The organism is Paracoccus sp. SCSIO 75233, from assembly GCF_027912675.1.
GTDB lineage: Bacteria > Pseudomonadota > Alphaproteobacteria > Rhodobacterales > Rhodobacteraceae > Paracoccus.
Genome location: NZ_CP115757.1, coordinates 1,990,595 through 2,009,372, shown reverse-complemented (window position 1 = coordinate 2,009,372; position 18,778 = coordinate 1,990,595). Strand labels below are relative to the sequence as shown.

Here is an 18,778-nt window from a genome sequence, read left to right as displayed (position 1 = left end):
AAAACGCCGCCCATAAGGACGGCGTTTCCGAAACGATGTGGGCGGGGATCAGAAACCCAGGCCCGCATATTTGTTTTTGAACTTCGAGACACGACCGCCCGCGTCCATCAGACGGGCCGAACCGCCGGTCCATGCCGGGTGCGAGGTCGGGTCGATGTCCAGCGTCATGGTGTCGCCTTCCGCACCCCAGGTCGAGCGGACCTGATAGGTGGTGCCGTCGGTCATCTTGACCTCGATCATGTGGTAATCGGGATGGATGTCTTTTTTCATGACGATGATCCTCAGGCGTTGGCGTCGGCCTTGTCGGCCTTCGGCTTGTAGTTGGTGACTTCGGCGATACGGGCCGATTTGCCGCGACGGTCGCGCAGGTAGTACAGCTTCGCGCGGCGGACCTTACCGCGGCGGACCAAGGTGATAGCGTCGATATTGGTCGAATAGAGCGGAAACACACGTTCCACGCCTTCGCCGAAGGAAATCTTGCGGACAGTAAAGCTAGCGCCGATGCCGCTGCCGCCTTTGCGGGCGATGCACACGCCTTCATAGTTCTGCACACGGGTCCGGGTGCCCTCGGTCACTTTGTAGCCGACGCGGATCGTGTCGCCGGCCTTGAAATCCGGAATGTCTTTGCCGAGTTCGGCAATCTGCTCGGCTTCGAGCTGTGCGATCAGGTTCATCGCGGTTCATCCTTGTCTTGCGCGGGTTCGGTCCCCGCTTGGTGTGATGCGCCCGAGAGCTGTGCGTCCTTTGCCGGGTCATGCGGGGTGCCGGTCTCCCGGTCCCGATATGCCCGCCACAGGTCGGGGCGGCGTTCTTTGGTCAGCCTTTCGGCCTCCTCACGCCTCCAAGCAGCAATGGCCGCGTGATTTCCGGACATGATGACATCCGGTATCCTGCGGCCTTCCCACTCGGCGGGGCGAGTATATTGCGGGTGCTCAAGCAAACCGTCCGAAAAGGACTCTTCAGCCAGCGATGCCTGATTCCCGACGACGCGCGGTATAAGCCGAACCGTCGCATCAATCAAGACCTGAGCGGCAAGCTCTCCGCCGGTCAGGATATAATCCCCGATACTGATTTCCTCGATCTCGTGGGCGTCCAGCACGCGCTGATCCACGCCCTCGAACCGCCCGCAGATCAGCGTCAGTCCCGGACCCTGTGCTAATGCCCGCGCGCGTGCCTGCGTCAGCGGCCTGCCGCGCGGCGACAGATAGACGACAGGCAGCCGCCCGCCAGCCTCGCGCAGCGCCGCATCCATCACATCAGGCCGGATCACCATGCCCGCACCGCCACCCGCAGGCGTGTCGTCCACGTTGCGATGCTTGCCGACGCCATGTTCCCTGAGCGGGATCGTGCGCAGATTCCACAGCCCCTGATGCAGCGCCCGCCCGGTCAGCGACAGGCCGAGGACGCCGGGAAACGCCTCAGGGAAGAGTGTGATCACATTCGCCGTCCACGCCCCGACCCGCTGCGGTTCGGCCATCAGGTCGCGTGGTTTGCGCGTTGCCTGGGCAGACAGGCGGCCGTGGGATTTCATTGTGGTTCTCCCTTATCATCCGCATTCGCCCGGATCAGATCGCGCTTCGCTTGCGCCAAAGCCTCCGCATCCAGATCGCTGCGGTTCAACGCGACCAGCTCCGAAACCAAGGCGGGATCGGCGGATCGGTGACGATGCTCGACCGGCGAGAACTGCGCCAGGCGACCCTCCGGCAGGTCCAGAAAATCGACGAATGGCTGGGCGATGCCGAACCGCGCATTCGACAATGTCTCGATATTTTGCGCGGAGACCGGACAGTCGGGCAGGGCATTAACGATCCGATCTGCCTCCCAATCCAGCGACAGATGCGTGAAACGTGCTGCGAACCTGCCGAAGTCCTCGGTCAATCGTGGCTGTTCGGGTTTCGCGGCGAAATGCGCGTATAGGCTGCGCACCCAGCCGGGCTGTGTGCGCATCGACAGGTAAACCACGATCTCGACCGGCGGCGGCAGCGATTTCAGCGCGGCGATAATCGCGGGCAAGAGTGCCCCCGCCACCGGATAGGGGCAATCCGACCGCCCGTCCGGCATCCGGCCCAGCATATTCTCGGCGCTGATGACAAGATCGCGCCCCGGCAGGCGTTTCAGCGAGCGAAAGAAATCCGCATAGGCGTCGCGCATCCGGTCCAGCATATCGGGCTCCGGCAGATCTTGATACCAGAAGCCGAGCCGGGTCAACCCGCGTATCCGCGCAGGCAGGACCAGCACGGCGCGGTCGCGGAGCAGGGGACGATTGCTGCGCAGGAAATGCTGCACGCTTTTGGTGCCGGTCTTGTGAAAACCGGCATGCAGGAAGACCCGCGTCACTCGTCCGATTCCGGCGGGTCCGCGACGATCCTGCCCGCGGCGAGATCGACGGTCGGGACCGCAGCACGGGTGAAGGGCAGAAGCAGCGTCTGCTTGCCGGTGATTTCCAGAATATCGCCCGCGCCGTGGTCATAAATGGCCCGCACCCGGCCGAGCGGCTGGCCGCCGGGGTCGAATACCTCCAGCCCGATCAGATCGGCGTGGTAAAATTCATCATCCGGCAGGCTCGGCAATGCGTCGCGCGGTGCCCAGAGCGTCGTGCCCCGAAGCGCCTCCGCCTGTTCGCGGGTTCCGACGCCGGATAGTCGCGCGCCCAGCCCGCCTGTGACCGGGCGGGTCAGGGTGACCGCGAATCTGGTCTTGCCATCCTCCGTGGTCAGCGGACCATAGGCGGCGATGTCCTCAGGCGTCGCCGTGAAGCTTTTCAGCCGCACCTCGCCGCGCACGCCGAATGCTCCGGCAATCGCGCCAACGCAGATCCTGTCAGTCATCGCCTACGGCCCTCCGCAAATCCCGGCACGCAGCCAGACCCCGCCCGATTTCTCGCACAGATCCATCTGGTGACCGCGCTCGAAGAACATGCCCGCGACGAAGGCGAGCATCAACAGAATGCACAGACGGATCAGCCGGAAGATGAACATCGCGCCCCCGAAAGATCAGCGGCCCGCCGGTTAAGCGGGCCGCGTGGCGCTTATTCCGAAGCGGCTTCCGCTGCGGGCGCTTCTTCGGCGGGTGCTTCCTCGGCCGGGGCGTTCTTGGCTTCTTCCGCTGCGCGCTTGGCCTCTTCTTCGGCTTCCTTGGCGGCGGCGGCTTTTTCCTCGCGCTCCTTGATGCGTTCCTGGGCTTTTTTGCCCGGCTCGGCCTTCTTCATGTTGGCGCGGACGGCCTTCTCGCGGACGCCGGTGGCTTCCAGGAAGCGGGCGATCCGGTCGGTCGGCTGCGCGCCCTGTTCCAGCCAGTAGGCGACGCGTTCCATGTTCATTTTCACACGCTCTTCGCTGTCTTTCGGCAGGAGCGGGTTATAAGTGCCCAGCTTCTCGATAAAGCGGCCGTCGCGCGGCATGCGCGAATCGGATGCGACGATGGCGTAGTGGGGGCGTTTTTTGGAACCACCACGGGCGAGACGGATTTTCATGGCCATTCTTGTTTCTCCTTGTAATGGCTAGGGTTTGGTGCGCGTGACGCGCACCCTACGATTGGTAGCTTTCGTGATGGCGGATGACTTCCGCGATCACGAAATTGAGGAATTTGCGCGCGAATTCCGGGTCCAGATCGGCCTCGCGCGCGAGGCGTTCCAGCCGCTCGATCTGCGTGGATTCACGCGCCGGATCGGACGGAGGAAGGTCGTGTTCGGCCTTGAGTTTTCCCACGGCCTGAGTGCGCTTGAACCTTTCGGCAAGCGTGTAAACGATGATCGCATCGAGGCGGTCGATACTGTCGCGATGCTCGGCCAGAAGCTCGGCGGCGCGGGTGATGTCGTCGGTCATCTGGTCGCTCCGATTGCGGGCACAGCGCGTACACCGCGCGTACACAGGTTGTACACAGGCTGTGCATACAGGGTGATGCCGCCGGGGGCGCTGCCCCCGGACCCCCGGGATATTTGGGCCAGAATGAAAGAGGGTTTCATGCCGGCGCCTCCGCCGATGTCGGGATGGCGTAGATGTCGCGGGCGTGGCCGTCTGGGAAGGTTTCGCGGCGAAACCTTGCCCCGCCGAGGGATTCGGTCAGGCGGCGGGCGGCGGTATTTTCGTCGCGGAAATGGGTTTCGACCTGGGTCCAGCCGAGTTCCGTGCGCGCCCATGAGAGAATGGCATGCGAGGCTTCCTGCGCGATACCGCGACCGCGTGCGACAGGCAGGAGCCACCATGTCAACTCATGACCCGGCCAGCCTTCGGGGTGGACGATGCCGCAGCCGCCGATGGTTTCGCCGTTCTCCACAATCACGAACTTGCCGTGGCCTTTCAGTTGCCAGTGACCGATATCGCGGCAGAGCACGCCGTAAGCCTGATCCGGGCGCAGTGGGCCGCCGTAGAAATGCGACGCCTCCGGGTCCGCAAAGAAGGCTGAATAGGCAGCGTGGTCGCGCGCGTCGGGCAGGCGCAGGGTCAGGCGCGCTGTGGTCAGGGCAACGGTGGTCATGGCGTCACCTGCGCATTATGCCGAAAACGCAGCATCGGGCCGTAAGGGGTGTCCCATTCGCCGTCGGGCCGTGCGCCCATGCGTTTCGCCAGTGCGATGGAGCGGGTATTGTTGGCCTCTATCGACGATATCGGCGCGGTGATTCCGAAATGATATGCGGCACCGTCGCGGGCAGCGATGGCGGCCTCTTGCGCGATGCCGCGGCCCTCGTGGCTGCTGCCGTAGATCATCCAACCCAGTTCGGGTTCGGGCCAGAAATCGGGGTGGTAGATCCCGGCGCGACCGATATTCTCGCCCGTTTCACGGTCGGTGATTTCCCAGAACCCGTAGCCGCGCAGCAGCCATTGTCCAGCAGTCGAGGCAAAATCGCTCCAGGCTTCCTTGCGGTCGAACGGGCCGCCGAGGGTTTCGGCGCGGTGGCTGGTGTAGAACGTCGCGAACGCCTCGAAATCAGCGAGTTGCGGCGGGCGAAGCGTCAGGCGATCGGTTTTGAGAATGGGGGCGTCGGGCAGGGCGGTCATGCGGCAACCCCCGCCGGGTGGCGATAGATCAGGCAGGGTGTGTCGCGCACGGTGCTTTCGGATTCGATGACCGCGCCCATGCGTTCGGCCAGTCGGCGCGAGCGGGCGTTCTCGGGGTGGATCTGCGAGATCAGCGGGCCGAGGCCCATCACACCGTGGGCATGGTTGCGGGCCGCCATCGCGCCCTCAAAGGCGAGGCCCTTGCCCTCGAAACCGTCATAGATATGCCAGCCGAGTTCCGGTTCCGGCCAGTCGATATGGTTGATAACGCCGATGCGGCCAGCGATCCGGCCCGTGGTTTTTTCCTCGACCGTCCACAGGCCATAGCCGCGGATCACCCAGTGACCGATGGGGGAGACGAGCGTGGACCAGACCTGCCATTCGCTGAACGGGCCGCCGACATAGCGGGTGCGGTCGGACATGCCGAATGCGCGGACCGCGTCCCAATCCGACTTGCGCGGCTCGCGCAGGATCAGGCGGTCGGTTTCAAGAACCGGGATCTCGACGCTGATGGTGGCGGTCTGGGGCTGCATGGCTTATTTCTTTCCGAACAGCCCCGAAAGCCCGCCGGGCAGGCCCGCGCCGCCCAGCTGACCGCCCAGACCTTTGGGGTCTTGCAGCATCTTGGTCGCCTCGGCCATTTTGGCCGGATCGGCATTGGCCATATCGGGCAGGCCGCCATCCTTGCCGGTCATGGCGCGCATCGCCTGTTTCAGCATGCCGCCCTTCATCTTGCCGAGCTTCTTCATCGTGTCGGCCATCTGGCGCTGCATTTTCAGAAGCTTGTTCAGCTCCGACACTTCCAGACCGGCGCCCGCCGCGATCCGCTTCTTGCGGGAGGCTTGCAGCAGGGCGGGATTGGCCCGCTCCTTCTTGGTCATGGAGTTGATCAGCGCGATCTGGTGGCGGATCATGGTGTCGTCCATGCCGGCCTGTTCGGCCTGTTTGGCCATTTTCTGCATGCCCGGCATCATCTGCATGATGGAGCCCATGCCGCCCATCTTCTGCATCTGCTCAAGCTGGCTGCGAAGGTCGTTCATATTGAACATGCCCTTCTGGAAGCGCTTCATCATGCGCTCCGCCTGTTCGACCTCCAGCACCTCCTGCGCCTTTTCGACAAGCGCCACGATGTCGCCCATGCCGAGGATGCGGCCCGCGACGCGCTGCGCGTCGAAGGATTCAAGCGCGTCCATCTTTTCGCCCAGGCCCACAAAGCGGATCGGCTTGCCGGTGACGGCGCGCATGGACAAAGCCGCGCCGCCGCGCCCGTCGCCATCCATCCGGGTCAGCACGACGCCGGAGATGCCGACCTTGCCGTCGAATTCGGTGGCGACGTTGACCGCGTCCTGACCGGTCAGGCCATCGACGACCAGCAGGGTTTCGCGGGGGGAGGCGACGTCGCGGACCGCCTGCACTTCGTCCATCAGGACTTCGTCGATATGTAAGCGACCGGCGGTATCCAGCATATAGACGTCATAGCCGCCAAGCGTCGCCTGCTGCTTGGCGCGTTTGGCGATCTGAACGGCGCTTTCGCCCTTGACGATCGGCAGCGTGTCGACGCCGATCTGGGTGCCGAGGATCGCCAACTGCTCCATCGCCGCCGGACGGTTGGTGTCCAGCGAGGCCATCAGCACTTTTTTCTTCTCGCGGTCCTTCAGGCGCTTGGCGAGCTTGGCCGTGGTGGTCGTCTTGCCCGAACCCTGAAGCCCGACCATCAGGATCGGGGCGGGCGGGTTGTCGATGCGAAGCGCGTCGGGTTCGCCTTCGCCCTGAAGCACCTTGATCAACTCGTCATGGACGATCTTGACGACTTGCTGGCCCGGCGTGACGGATTTGGTGACCGCGGCGCCGGTGGCCTTGGAGGTGACCGATTTCACGAAGCTGCGGGCGACGGGCAGGGAAACGTCGGCCTCCAGCAGCGCGGTGCGGACCTCGCGCATGGCGGCGGTGACGTCATCCTCGGAAAGCGCACCCTGCTTGGTCAGCCGGTCGAATACGCCGCCAAGACGGTCGGAGAGATTTTCGAACATGCGGGCCTCCTGCGGTCCGGTTTCAGGTCACGCGCGCGGGTGCTTGGCAAAGCACGAACGCCCCCGTGGGCGCGACGCGCTGACGGAGGGCGATCCCCGCGCAAGGTCAGGGACCGGAAGGCAGACCTTCCGGAGATTCCGCCCGGAAATAGGCGGGGCGGGGGTAAAAGTCAAGCGCGCTCAGAAGCGTCGGCGGGCGCGCAGCGCGGCGGTGATGGTGCCGTCGTCGAGATAGTCGAGCTCCCCGCCGATGGGCACACCCTGGGCCAGGCCGGTGACGGTCAGCCCGTCGGGCAGCGCGTCGGCGATGTAATGCGCCGTGGTCTGCCCCTCGACCGTGGCGTTCAGGGCAAGGATGATCTCCGTCACCTGTTCGGGGCCGATCCGGGCGAGCAATCTGGGAATGCCGAGATCCTCCGGCGAGATGTCGTCAAGCGCCGAAAGCGTGCCGCCGAGGACGTGATAGCGCCCGCGAAAGGCGCGGCCGCGTTCAAGCGCCCAAAGATCGGCGACATGTTCGACCACGCAAAGCTCCCCGGTCTGGCGGGCGGGGTCGGTGCAGATGGCGCAGATCTCCGCCTCCGAAATATTGCCGCAGCGGGTGCAGGCGCGGGCGGTTTCGGCGACGCGGGACATCAGCGTTGCAAGCTGTGCCATCTGGCCGGGTTTGCGCCCGATCAGCGACAACACGACGCGGCGGGCCGAGCGGGGGCCAAGCCCCGGCAGCCGAGCGAGCGCCGCGATGAGCGCCTGAATATCCTCGCCACCTTCCGCCACGCGACAGGGGGATCAGAAGGGCAGTTTCATATCGGCAGGCAGGCCGAGTTCCTGGGTGATGCGCGACATTTCCGACTGCGCTTTGTCCTGCGCGCGGCGCTGTGCGTCCTTGATCGCGGCGAGGATCAGATCCTCCACCACCTCTTTCTCGGAGGCGACGAAAATCGACGGGTCGATATCGAGCGCCGTCAGCTCGCCCTTGGCCGTTGCCGTGGCCTTGACCAGACCCGCCCCGGCCTCACCGGTGACGGTGATCCGGTCCAGCCCGTCCTGCATTTCGGCCATTTTGGACTGCATATCCTTGGCGGCGGCCATCATCTTGGCCATATCGCCGAAACCGCCCATTCCCTTGAACATTTCCTACTCCTCATCCTCGAACGGATCCCATTCCTCGGCCTCTGCGACCGGGGCGGTTCCGTCATCATGGGTTGTGCCGGCATCTGCCATCTGCGGGGCTTCCGCCTGAACCGGCGTTTCAATGCGTTTGGCCGCGATCAGCTTTGCGCCGGGGAAAGCGGCGAGCGCGGCCTGCACGGTCGGATGCGCCTCCGCCCGGCGGCGCAGTTCGGCGTCGGCTTCCGCGCGGCGTTCCGCGACGGTTGGCGCGCCGCCGGAATTGACCACTGTGACGGCCCAGCGTTCGCCGCCGGTCCAGCCGCGCAGGCGTTCCGCCAGCCGCGCCGCCAGATCGGCGGGGGCGTCCGGGGTCGGTTCGAACTCGATCCGTCCGGGGCTGTATTTCGCCAGCCGCAGGTGGTTTTCGACCAGAATCAGCAGCGGCATGTCGCGCATCCGGCGGATCAGCTCGATCACGTCATCGAATTGCGGAAACCGGGCGATCAGGCTTTCCGGCGCGTTCGCAACGGCCATCGCCTGACCTTGCGCGTTACCGGCGGTGACCGGGGCGGTCTTGGCGCGGGCCACGGGTGCCTGCGCCGTCCGCGCCTGCGTGCCGCCTGTGCCGCCGCCATTCGGGGCCGGGCGGGTCAGTTCGCCCGCGGCCTGCGATGCCTGAAGCCTGCGGATCAGCGATTCGGGATCGGGCAGATCGGCGACATGGGTCAGGCGGATGATCGCCATCTCCGCCGCCATCATTGCATTCGGGGCGGCGGAAACCTCTTCCAGCGATTTGAGCAGCATTTGCCACAGCCGGGTCAGCGCCCGCATCGGCACCTGATCGGCCATCGTTGCGCCCCGGACCCGTTCGTCGGGGGCGATGGTCGGATCCTCGATGGCATCGGGCGTGATCTTGACGACGGAGATCCAATGCGTCGTCTCGGCCAGATCGCGCAGCACCGCGACCGGATCGGCACCGTCGGCATATTGCGCCTGAAGCTCGGCAAGTGCCTGCGCCGCATCGCCGCGCAGGATCATGTCGAAAAGATCCAAAATCCGCCCGCGATCGGCGAGGCCCAGCATGGCGCGGACCTGTTCGGCCGTGGTTTCGCCCGCCCCGTGGCTGATCGCCTGATCCAGAAGCGAGGTCGCATCGCGGGCCGAACCTTCTGCCGCGCGGGTGATCAGGGCCAGCGCGTCATCGGTGATCTCCGCCGATTCGGCGGTGGCGATGCGGCGCAGCAGGGCGATCATCACCTCCGGCTCGATCCGGCGCAGATCGAAACGCTGGCAGCGCGACAGCACCGTGACCGGCACCTTGCGGATTTCGGTGGTGGCGAAGATGAATTTGACGTGAGGCGGCGGTTCTTCCAGCGTCTTGAGCAGCGCGTTGAAGGCGCTGGTCGAGAGCATATGCACCTCGTCGATGATATAAATCTTATACCGTGCGGAAGCGGCGCGATAATGGACCGATTCGATGATTTCGCGGATGTCGTTGACGCCGGTGCGGGACGCGGCGTCCATTTCCATCACGTCGACATGCCGGCCTTCGGCGATGGCGGTGCAATGTTCGCATTGCCCGCATGGCTCCGTCGTCGGGCCGCCCTGACCGTCGGGGCCAATGCAATTCAGCCCCTTGGCAATGATCCGGGCCGTGGTGGTTTTGCCGGTGCCGCGAATCCCGGTCATGATGAAGGCCTGCGCGATCCGGTCGGCGGCGAAGGCGTTTTTCAGCGTGCGCACCATCGCATCCTGCCCGACCAGGTCGGAGAAGGTTTCGGGCCGGTATTTCCGGGCCAATACCTCGTAGGTCTTGTCGCTCTCGGTCATGGTGCCTCTTCAGTTAAGCCTTATTAGACCCTGCGCGGCAGGGTCACAACAGAGCTGGGCGGCGTATCCTGCGGGTTCGATTCGGAATTGCTTAGAATTCTATCTGTTCCTTCGTTGCGGCATTGATGAGAACAATGATAGAACAAACCATATGCCGATCAAGAGGAGTTAAGATAAAATGAGACGGAAAACGACGAGTATGGGGCCGCTTCGCAATGTGAGGTTTGTGGAGGGGTGAGAGGCTGGACTGCGACCCGAACGGAATTCGTTGCGGCTGCTTCCTTCCGGACCTGACCGGGTTGGCGAAGTGTTCGCCCGCGCCAGCCTCTCGCCGCCGTAGATAGGGCCGGGGCGGCGCTGACGCAACCCCTGTGGCTTGATTGGGCGTCAGGATCGGAGATGCAGGCGCTGGAACCCGCGATCTGTCAGGCCCAGGGATTCGGCCTGTATCGGGGATTCGGTCGAATCAGCTTTGGGCGAGGTATCGAAAATTGCGGCGCTGCCAACGGGCGCGCGGAAACGGAAATGAGGTGTGTAACATGGATTGATTTCGCTGTGCTGTGACAGATGTCGAAGGATGATGTCGCGGACCGGAAGCCGCGCGTGATCCGGCAGTTGACAGGTTTTTCCGGCGGTCAGGCGGGCGTAATGCTGGCTGGCGGCCATGCGATAGCTGTTGGTTACCAGAAGGAAGCGATCATCTGCCCGGATGGGTGCGCTCCGGCAGGACAGGTTGCGAATGCGACCTTTGCCCATGTCTGGCGGCGTCGCGGCAGGGTCGGCGGGAGGGCGTGACAGGTCGATCTCGTAGTCCAGTCGCGGAATGATGTCGAAAAGATATCCGGGAACCGTGTCGTTGATGAGATGCTCCGTTTGTGCGCCGGGGGTGATCTGGTTGAAGTGCCGCGCGGCGAGTTCGAGCCACAGGCTGATCTCCGCGCCGGTCACCGGGATCGCGGCCACGACATTTCGGAAAGGGTAGAGCAAGGACAGATCGGCCAGCCGGATCGGGCCGGGTTCGATCAGGACATAGTTGTCCGGCCCATTGCGACCGCCCGTTGCGAAAGGTGCGTTGACGCTGATGATGGGGAGCGTGTTGCCGGGCAGGGCGCTGCCGACATGGGCGCAAACCGCTTCGTCGATGATCCAGAGACCGGGGCAGCGGCCAAGCTGGGCAAAATGGGTGTTCAGGGGATTGGTGCTATGCGCAATGGGGCTTTCCAGCCGTTCGGCAAATCTGCGGTAACAGCTTTTTGCGATGGCTGTGAGTCTGGGGCAGGTTTCCTTGCCCGCTGGAATCAGTTCCACGGATTTGCAACGGACCCGCCAGCTACCGGGCTGACCCGATAATTCCAGACGCAGCGCAGCGAGATGTGAGCCGCCGAAGCCGGGCATGACAATGGCGGCACGGGTGTCAGTGGCGGGGCGGATCAGAAGCTCATGGGTGTGCCCGGCGATCACGGCATCGACACCGGGCAGCGACGCGATCAGGTCGGAGGCGTTTTCCGGATGTGCGCCGTCATCGCCGCCCTCGCCGCCATGACTGAGGGCGATGATGATATCCGCGCCCTGTGCCCGCAGGTCGATGATGGCGCGTTTGGCGGCAACCGCGACATCTTCGGTCGTGACCTGTTTGGCGAGCGCGGGCATCCAGTCGGTGGTTTGTGGCGGCAGCACCCCGAAGACGCCGATGCTGATCGCATGTGGTGCACCGTTTTCATCCGTGACGCTGCGTCTGATGAGTGCGCAATGGCTCCAGGATGCTTTGCCCGCTGTCGGGTGTGCGTTAGAGACCACGACGGGGCATTCGACATCGCGAAGGGCGCGGCGCAGGAATGGCAACCCGTGGGCGAAATCATGATTGCCCAATGTGATCGCATCATAGCGCATCATGTTGAGCGCGGTGATTGCCGGGTGGGCGTCGTCGGGTGGCAAGCCGTTGCGGGCGATCTCGTCGCCGAGCGGCGTCCCCTCCAAGAGGTCGCCATTGTCGAAGAGGAGAGTGTTTCTGAATGCCTGCCGCTGCTGCCCGACCAGCGGGGCGATTCGTGAAAGGCCGCCGGTCCCGGCGCGGTCATCAAGGCGCATATGGATGTCGGTGGTTGCCAGTATCCGCAGATCGATGCGGGTGGGTTGGATCGAAGCGTCGGCGAAGATTGCGATAGGCTTGGCTTGGGGCATGCGCCAGTTTCACCCTTCAGAAACAATTTACTTGAACCACCACTGCATCAGGATTATCTCCCTCGCAGATTGACGCACAACCAATAATTGAATAAATCTGAATTTAATTTCTTAAAGATGTGTTGACGAAACTGTTAAGTGGCCAGCGCCTGCAATCCAAATAGAATAGTGCGAAATGAAATTCTCGACGCGAACTGATAAAAACATACCCGCCGAGAAGATGTTCGATGCTGTCGGTGATTTCGACAGGATGGAACGGGTTCTTATTCGCCGTGGTGTGTCGGTCAGACGCGTCGATAACTCGACCGATGCCACGCGCAGTTGGGATCTGGGGTTTGATTGGCGCGGGCAGAAGCGGGAGATGAAGCTGGCACTCGTCCAGTTCGACCGCCCGGAGAAGCTGGGGCTGAAGGGCCGCTCCCGGTCCTTCGATCTTCAGATCGGCATCTCCGTCGTGGCCCTGTCGCGGAAGAAGTCGCGTGTGGTTTTCGAGTTCGAGGTGAGGCCGCGCAATATGCGCGCGCGTCTGGCGATCCAGACCGCGAAGCTGGGAAAATCGAAGCTCGACAGGAAATTCGCCCAAAGCGTCGCCGATTTTGTCAACGATGCGGTTGATGTCTATGTCTAAAGCGGAATGCAACGGCGAGGCGTGCGAAATCGCTTTTTCTTATTATTAAGAAACGCTTAGCTGCTCCGCCCGCAACGGGTCTGCGGGGTAAACGCCGAGGATATTCAGCATCGAGGTGAAGTATCGCAGCTCATCCAGCGCGCGTTTCACATTCGCATCGTCCGGGTGGCCTTCGATATCGGCGTAAAACTGGGTGGCTGTGAACACGCCGTCGACCATGTAGCTTTCCAGCTTGGTCATGTTGACGCCGTTCGTCGCGAAGCCGCCCATTGCCTTGTAAAGCGCTGCGGGAATGTTGCGCACGCGGAACACGAAGCTGGTGATCATGCCGGGTTCGCCCTGCCGGTTGGCGCGGCGGGTGTAATCCGGCTCACGCGACATCAGCAGGAATCGCGTCGTGTTGTTCTGGCGATCCTCGATCTCGTCGGCGAGGCGGTCGAGGCCGTAGATCTCCCCGGCGAGCGGGGCGGCGAGTGCGGCAATGTGACGCTGGCCCTGTTCCGCAACGATGCGGGCGGAGCCTGCCGTGTCGGCCCCGGTCTGGCCGCGAATACCGTGTTGGCGCAGAAAGCCGCGGCACTGGCCCAAAAGCACGGTATGGCTCATCGCGTCGGTGATCTGATCGAGCGGCGTGCCGGGCAGGGCGAGCAGGCTGATATGGACGCGGACAAATGCCTCGTCGATGATATGCAGGCCGGATTCGGGCAGCAGGTGGTGGATATCCGCGACGCGCCCATAGGTAGAGTTCTCGACCGGCAACATTGCCAGATCGGCCTGACCGCCGCGAACCGTCTCGATCACGTCCTCGAATGTGCGGCAGGGCAGGGCTTCCAGATCGGGGCGGGCGTCGCGGCAGGCCTGATGACTATAGGCTCCGGGCTCTCCCTGAAAGGCGATCAGCTTGCTTGGGCTTGTCATTTTTATGCCATCCGTGTGAAATCCGGGTCGTTCGGGGCAGAACTATATCTTGAACCGGACGAGGGAAAGCGGATAGATACGCGCAGAATTTGAACACTACCTAGCGGGGACGGCAAATGTTCAACACGATGACCATCACCAAGGCTTCCGGCGCGCTGATCGGGTCGCTGCTGGCGTTGCTGCTGCTGTTCTGGGCTGGCAGCTCGCTTTATTCGATCGCTGTCCCCGGCGGTGGCGAGCATGGCGAAGAGGTCGCGCAGGCCTATTCCATTCCGGTCGAAAGCTCGGGCGGCGGAGCAGAGGTCGAGGAAGAGCAGATCGATTTCCCGGCGCTTATGGCCGCAGCCGATCCCGCGTCCGGCGAGCGTGTTTTCGCCAAATGCAAGGCCTGCCACAAGCTTGACGGGACCGACGGTGTTGGCCCGCATCTGAACGGCGTGGTCGGTCGCGCGGTCGCAAGCATCGATGGTTTCGCCTATTCCGACGCGATGGTCGAGCATGTGGCGGATGCGCCCGACTGGACCCCGGAGGCGCTGCAGGCGTTTCTGGAAGACCCGAAAGGTGTCGTGAGCGGAACGAAGATGACCTTCGCCGGTCTGCCCAAGCCCGAGGATCGTGCGAATCTGATCGCCTATCTCGAAAGCCAGTAACAGGCTTCAAAGAACTGGAATGCGGCGTCCGGTCCATTTGGGCCGGACGTTTTCGTTTCCGGGGGGTGTTCACGAAATCGCGGATTGATCCGGGGGCGGGCTGCGGCGTAGCCTGAGCGGATAAAATCTGTGAAGGAACGCCATGCGCCGGATGACCCGTTTTGCCGCTGTGATCTGCCCCCTTATGCTGGCCGCGCTGCCTTTGGGCGCTCAGGAACCGGTTGCGGCCGAAGGTGGCGAGGAGATCACGAAGACCCATGCGCTCGCGGTTTTTGGCGAGCCTGCGATGCCTGCCGATTTCGAGCGGCTGTCTTATGTGAACCCGGATGCGCCCAAGGGTGGCGAGATCTCGATTGCGGTTGGCGGCGGTTTTGACAGCTACAACCCGTACACGGTGAAGGGCAGGCCGGTGGCACTCGCCAGCGTCATGAACGAGCGGATCATGCAAAAGGTGCATGACGAGAGCGAGACATTCTACTGCGTCCTTTGCGAAACTGTGGAGTTTCCCGCAAGCCGCGACTGGGCGATCTTCAACCTGCGGCCGGAGGCGAAGTTTTCGGACGGCACGCCGCTGACGGCGGAGGATGTGCTGTTCACCTATGAAACGCTGCGGGACAAGGGGTTGTCGTCGTTCCGTGCCGTCATCGCCCAATCGGTCGCCGGGGCGGAGGTTCTGGACGATCACCGCATCCGATTCGATTTCGTTGAGGGTTATCCGCGCCGTGACGTGATCCAGCAGACCGGCAACCTGCCGGTGTTCAGCAAGGCCGATTTCGAGGCCAAGGGGCGGGAGCTGTCGGATAGCAGCCCCGATCCGTTTATCGGTTCGGGCCCCTATATGTTCGGCAGTGCCGATATGGGTCGACGTGTGATCTGGAAGCGGAACCCGGATTACTGGGGCAAGGATCTGCCGATCAATCGCGGGCGGTATAATTTCGATTCCATCCGCATCGAGTATTTCGCTGACAGCGATGCCGCGTTCGAGGGGTTCAAAGCGGGCGAATTCACGGTCCGGCGGGAAAATTCTGCGGAAAAATGGGCCACGGGCTACAACTTCCCGAATTTCGAGAACGGCTATGTCGTGAAGGCGGCGCTTGAGAACGAGGACAAGGCGTTGGCGCAGGGGTTCTTCTTCAATATGCGGCGCGAGAAATTTCAGGATGTGCGCGTGCGCGAGGCGCTCGGGCTGGTGTTCAATTTCGAATGGGCGAATACGACGCTGTTCCATAACCAGTATTCGCGTACCGAATCATTCTGGGAAAACAGTTATCTGAAGGCGGAAGGTAAACCGTCCGAGGGGGAGCTGGCGCTGCTGGAACCTGTCGCGGGCGATCTGCCGGAGGGGATTTTGACCGAGGATGCGGTTGTCCCGCCAGAAGGTGGCGCCCGCCAGCTTGACCGGGGCAATCTGCGCCGTGCCGGGCAGTTGCTGGATGCGGCGGGCTGGACCGTCGGTTCGGACGGTCAGCGGCGCAATGCGGATGGCGAGGTGCTGAGCGTCGAGTTTCTGGAGGACAGCCCGACTTTCGACAAGATTATCAATCCCTACGTCGAAAACCTTCGTGCACTCGGCGTCACTGCGACGCTGAACCGGGTCGACGATGCGGAGTTTGAAAACCGCCGCTATGAGTTTGATTACGATGTCATTGTCGCCAACGCGCTGACCTATATGACCGCCGATGACGGGCTTTATCAGACATTCGGCTCAAAAGGCGCGGATGACGTTTTCAACGCGGCCGGGCTGGCAAATCCGGCGATTGACGCGCTGATCGATGCAGGCGTCGCGGCGGAGACCGAGGAGGAGATGATCACCGCGACCCACGCGCTCGACCGGGCGCTGCGGGCGCTGCATATCTGGGTGCCGAACTGGTTCAAGGCGGAAAAGACAATCGCTTATTATGACCAGTACGCCTATCCCGATCCGCTGCCGCCCCTGCTCGACGCGGATCTGTATTTCCCGTTCTACTTCGACTTCTGGTGGTACGATGCCGAAAAGGGCGAGGCCTTGCGCAAGGCCGGCGTCCTGCGCTGAGCTGAGGGGAAGCGGTCCTTGGTCTCTTGCATTCTGCTGCTATAAGACAGAAAACGCATAAACGCTGAACAAGGCCGGGCGCGCCCGCGAACCGGCTGGCGGAACAGGCAAAGGGCAGGGCATGGCAGCCTATATTCTGCGGCGATTATTGCTGGTGATCCCGACATTGTTTGGGATCATGCTGGTGAATTTCGCGCTGATCCAGCTTGTCCCCGGCGGGCCGATTGAGCAGGTCATCGCCCGTGTGCAGGGCGAGGGGGAAAGCAGTCTAGACACCTCCGGCGCGTCGGGCGGCAATGTCGAATATGCCGGGGCGCGTGGTCTGCCGCAGGAATTTCTGGATGAGCTGGAACTCCAGATGGGCTTTGCCGAGATCGTCTGCGCGCCGGGTTATGAGGGCGAGCCGGATCTGAGCGCGGAGGCGTGCAGCAAGGAAAAGATCGGCACGGCGCGGCGGTTCTTCATCATGCTGGGGAATTACCTGACCTTCGATTTCGGGGAAAGCTGGTTCCGTTCCGAAAGCGTGGTGGATGAGATCTGGCGGACCCTGCCGGTGTCGATCACGCTGGGGCTGTGGTCGACGCTGCTGGCCTATCTGGTCTCCATCCCCTTGGGCATCCGCAAGGCGGTGAAGGACGGCACGCCCTTCGACAGCTGGACCTCCAGCATCATCATCATCGCCTATGCGATCCCGTCATTCCTGTTTGCCGTGCTGCTGATTACGCTGTTCGCTGGCGGCAGTTTCTGGAAGATATTCCCGCTGCGGGGCCTGACCAGCAGCGATTTCGAGACGCTGTCGACCTTCGGCAAGATCAAGGATTATCTGTGGCATATCACGCTGCCGGTGATCTCCATGTCGATTTCCGGTTTTGCGACGCTGACATTGCTGACGAAGAACAGTTTTCTGGACGAGATCAACAAGCAATATGTCATGACCGCCCGCGCCAAAGGCTTGAGCGAGCGGCGGGTGATGTATGGCCATGTGTTCCGCAATGCGATGCTGATCGTGATCGCCGGGCTGCCTGCGATGCTGCTTGGCATGTTGTTCGGGGCGTCGATCCTGATCGAGTATATCTTCTCGCTCGACGGGCTCGGACGGCTGGGTTTTGAGGCGGCGGTGCAGCGCGATTATCCGCTGGTGTTCGGCACGCTGTTCATCTTTGGCCTGCTGGCTTTGGTGATCGGCATCGTATCGGATCTGATGTATGTGCTGGTCGATCCGCGCATCGATTTCGAGAAGCGGGAGGGCTGATGGCGCTGAGCGAACTCAACCGGCGCCGCTGGCGCAATTTCCGGGCGAACAAGCGGTCCTACTGGTCGCTGATTATTTTCGTGATCCTGTTCACCATTGCGCTTTGCGCCGAACTGATCGCGAATGACAAGCCGCTTGTCGCGAAATATCAGGGCGATCTCTATTACCCGGTGTTCAATTTCTACTCCGAGACCCAGTTCGGCGGCGAGTTCGCGACGGAGGCGGTTTATACCGATCCGGTCGTGCAATGCCTGATCGTTGCGGGTGGCAGCGAAGATTGCTGGGACGATCCCGAAGGCTTTATGGCCGGGATCGGCGATGGCAGCGTCGTTCTGCCGGATGGTGAGCGCGGCTGGATGATCTGGCCGCTGATCCCCTATCATCACCGGACCATCAACAATGTCGGCGTGGCGCCAAGCGCGCCGGACGGGGACCACTGGCTTGGGACGGACGCGACTTCGCGCGACATCGTGGCGCGGACGATTTACGGCTTCCGCACCTCGGTCCTGTTCACGCTGATCGTGACGTCGATCGCCTCGGTGATCGGCATATTCATGGGCGCGATCCAGGGCTATTTCGGCGGGCGTACGGATATCGTGCTGCAACGGATCATGGAGGTCTGGCAGAACACCCCGGTGCTTTATGTCATCATCATCATGTTCGCGATTTTCGGGCGCGGCTTCTGGCTGCTGGTCATGGTGATGATCCTGTTTGGCTGGCCGGCACTGGTTCCGGTGGTGCGGGCGGAGTTTCTGCGGACGCGGAACTTTGAATATGTCCGAGCGGCAAGGGCGCTTGGGGTCGGGGATATGAAGATCATTTTCCGCCATGTGCTGCCGAATGCGATGGTGGCGACGCTGACCATGCTGCCGTTTATCGTGACCGGCACGATCTCCATGCTCGCGGCGCTGGATTATCTGGGCTACGGGCTGCCCTCCGGCGCACCGAGTCTGGGTGAACTGGCGCGGGTGGCGAAGGAGCACACCAACTCGCCCTGGCTGGCGATCACGGCCTTCATGACCTTTGCGGTGATGCTGTCGCTGCTGGTCTTTATCTTCGAGGGGCTGCGCGACGCCTTCGACCCGAGAAAGACGTTCCGATGAGTGACCCGGATCAGATGAAAGAGCCGGTTCGCCCGATGGGCACG

At 62.7% G+C, this 18,778-nt stretch carries 22 protein-coding genes and 1 other RNA gene; 5 read left to right on the top strand and 18 right to left on the bottom strand.

From position 1 onward, the window contains the following. Window positions 1-48: 48 nt before the first annotated feature. From rpmE to PAF12_RS09655, 17 genes are all read right to left on the bottom strand, one after another. Window positions 49-270: a 50S ribosomal protein L31 gene (rpmE, locus tag PAF12_RS09735; protein ID WP_271106735.1), complete on the bottom strand. Its 222-nt coding sequence runs from the start codon at window positions 268-270 to the stop codon at window positions 49-51. Between the two features lie 11 nt (window positions 271-281). Continuing rightward, window positions 282-674: a 50S ribosomal protein L19 gene (gene rplS / locus PAF12_RS09730; RefSeq protein ID WP_271106734.1), complete on the bottom strand. Its 393-nt coding sequence runs from the start codon at window positions 672-674 to the stop codon at window positions 282-284. Continuing rightward, the gene (gene trmD, locus PAF12_RS09725) at window positions 671-1,531 is read right to left on the bottom strand and encodes a tRNA (guanosine(37)-N1)-methyltransferase TrmD (protein WP_271106733.1); all 861 of its coding nucleotides are present in this window, start codon (window positions 1,529-1,531) and stop codon (window positions 671-673) included. Before trmD ends, rplS begins: the two co-directional genes overlap by 4 nt. Next, window positions 1,528-2,337, bottom strand: a complete 810-nt coding sequence (locus PAF12_RS09720) for a hypothetical protein (protein WP_271106732.1) — start codon at window positions 2,335-2,337, stop codon at window positions 1,528-1,530. Before PAF12_RS09720 ends, trmD begins: the two co-directional genes overlap by 4 nt. After that, window positions 2,334-2,828, bottom strand: a complete 495-nt coding sequence (gene rimM / locus PAF12_RS09715) for a ribosome maturation factor RimM (RefSeq protein ID WP_271106731.1) — start codon at window positions 2,826-2,828, stop codon at window positions 2,334-2,336. The genes PAF12_RS09720 and rimM overlap by 4 nt, the downstream gene beginning before the upstream one ends. A gap of 3 nt (window positions 2,829-2,831) precedes the next feature. Beyond that, a complete protein-coding gene (locus PAF12_RS09710) occupies window positions 2,832-2,978 on the bottom strand; it encodes a hypothetical protein (RefSeq protein ID WP_271109723.1) in 147 nt (48 codons plus the stop codon). 50 nt (window positions 2,979-3,028) lie between these two features. Then, complete coding sequence (gene rpsP / locus PAF12_RS09705) at window positions 3,029-3,478, bottom strand: 30S ribosomal protein S16 (RefSeq protein WP_271106730.1); 450 nt, start codon at window positions 3,476-3,478, stop codon at window positions 3,029-3,031. Between the two features lie 49 nt (window positions 3,479-3,527). Next, window positions 3,528-3,824, bottom strand: a complete 297-nt coding sequence (locus PAF12_RS09700; RefSeq protein WP_271106729.1) for a chorismate mutase — start codon at window positions 3,822-3,824, stop codon at window positions 3,528-3,530. A gap of 136 nt (window positions 3,825-3,960) precedes the next feature. Then, window positions 3,961-4,476 (bottom strand): GNAT family N-acetyltransferase, encoded by a 516-nt coding sequence (locus PAF12_RS09695; protein WP_271106728.1) that lies wholly within the window; start codon window positions 4,474-4,476, stop codon window positions 3,961-3,963. After that, complete coding sequence (locus PAF12_RS09690) at window positions 4,473-4,997, bottom strand: GNAT family N-acetyltransferase (RefSeq protein ID WP_271106727.1); 525 nt, start codon at window positions 4,995-4,997, stop codon at window positions 4,473-4,475. The genes PAF12_RS09695 and PAF12_RS09690 overlap by 4 nt, the downstream gene beginning before the upstream one ends. Beyond that, the gene (locus PAF12_RS09685) at window positions 4,994-5,530 is read right to left on the bottom strand and encodes a GNAT family N-acetyltransferase (protein WP_271106726.1); all 537 of its coding nucleotides are present in this window, start codon (window positions 5,528-5,530) and stop codon (window positions 4,994-4,996) included. The genes PAF12_RS09690 and PAF12_RS09685 overlap by 4 nt, the downstream gene beginning before the upstream one ends. 3 nt (window positions 5,531-5,533) lie before the next feature. Beyond that, entirely contained in the window at window positions 5,534-7,027 is a 1,494-nt protein-coding gene (gene ffh, locus PAF12_RS09680) for a signal recognition particle protein (RefSeq protein ID WP_271106725.1), read from the bottom strand. A gap of 180 nt (window positions 7,028-7,207) precedes the next feature. Further along, window positions 7,208-7,804, bottom strand: a complete 597-nt coding sequence (gene recR / locus PAF12_RS09675; RefSeq protein ID WP_271106724.1) for a recombination mediator RecR — start codon at window positions 7,802-7,804, stop codon at window positions 7,208-7,210. Between the two features lie 12 nt (window positions 7,805-7,816). Then, entirely contained in the window at window positions 7,817-8,161 is a 345-nt protein-coding gene (locus tag PAF12_RS09670) for a YbaB/EbfC family nucleoid-associated protein (protein ID WP_271106723.1), read from the bottom strand. Between the two features lie 3 nt (window positions 8,162-8,164). Further along, window positions 8,165-9,970: a DNA polymerase III subunit gamma/tau gene (locus PAF12_RS09665; RefSeq protein WP_271106722.1), complete on the bottom strand. Its 1,806-nt coding sequence runs from the start codon at window positions 9,968-9,970 to the stop codon at window positions 8,165-8,167. A 233-nt stretch (window positions 9,971-10,203) separates the two neighbouring features. After that, window positions 10,204-10,300, bottom strand: an RNA gene (gene ffs / locus PAF12_RS09660) — signal recognition particle sRNA small type. 57 nt (window positions 10,301-10,357) lie between these two features. Further along, complete coding sequence (locus tag PAF12_RS09655) at window positions 10,358-12,151, bottom strand: metallophosphoesterase (protein WP_271106721.1); 1,794 nt, start codon at window positions 12,149-12,151, stop codon at window positions 10,358-10,360. 220 nt (window positions 12,152-12,371) lie between these two features. Between PAF12_RS09655 and PAF12_RS09650 the strand changes: the two genes are divergently transcribed. Continuing rightward, a complete protein-coding gene (locus PAF12_RS09650; protein ID WP_271106720.1) occupies window positions 12,372-12,779 on the top strand; it encodes a hypothetical protein in 408 nt (135 codons plus the stop codon). Window positions 12,780-12,824: 45 nt separating this feature from the next. Here the strand turns inward: PAF12_RS09650 and PAF12_RS09645 are convergent, their stop codons facing one another. Further along, on the bottom strand, window positions 12,825-13,697 hold the full coding sequence (locus PAF12_RS09645; RefSeq protein ID WP_271106719.1) for a prephenate dehydratase: 873 nt from the start codon (window positions 13,695-13,697) through the stop codon (window positions 12,825-12,827). Window positions 13,698-13,813: 116 nt separating this feature from the next. Here PAF12_RS09645 and PAF12_RS09640 point away from each other — a divergent pair, with 116 nt between their 5' ends. The 4 genes from PAF12_RS09640 (at window position 13,814) to PAF12_RS09625 (ending at window position 18,734) form a co-directional block, all read left to right on the top strand. Further along, entirely contained in the window at window positions 13,814-14,347 is a 534-nt protein-coding gene (locus PAF12_RS09640) for a cytochrome c family protein (RefSeq protein WP_271106718.1), read from the top strand. 142 nt (window positions 14,348-14,489) lie between these two features. After that, window positions 14,490-16,379, top strand: coding sequence for an extracellular solute-binding protein (locus tag PAF12_RS09635; RefSeq protein WP_271106717.1), 1,890 nt, complete (start codon window positions 14,490-14,492; stop codon window positions 16,377-16,379). 121 nt (window positions 16,380-16,500) lie between these two features. Beyond that, window positions 16,501-17,631 (top strand): microcin C ABC transporter permease YejB, encoded by a 1,131-nt coding sequence (locus PAF12_RS09630; RefSeq protein WP_271106716.1) that lies wholly within the window; start codon window positions 16,501-16,503, stop codon window positions 17,629-17,631. Further along, entirely contained in the window at window positions 17,631-18,734 is a 1,104-nt protein-coding gene (locus tag PAF12_RS09625) for an ABC transporter permease (protein WP_271106715.1), read from the top strand. The genes PAF12_RS09630 and PAF12_RS09625 overlap by 1 nt, the downstream gene beginning before the upstream one ends. Window positions 18,735-18,778: the final 44 nt, after the last annotated feature.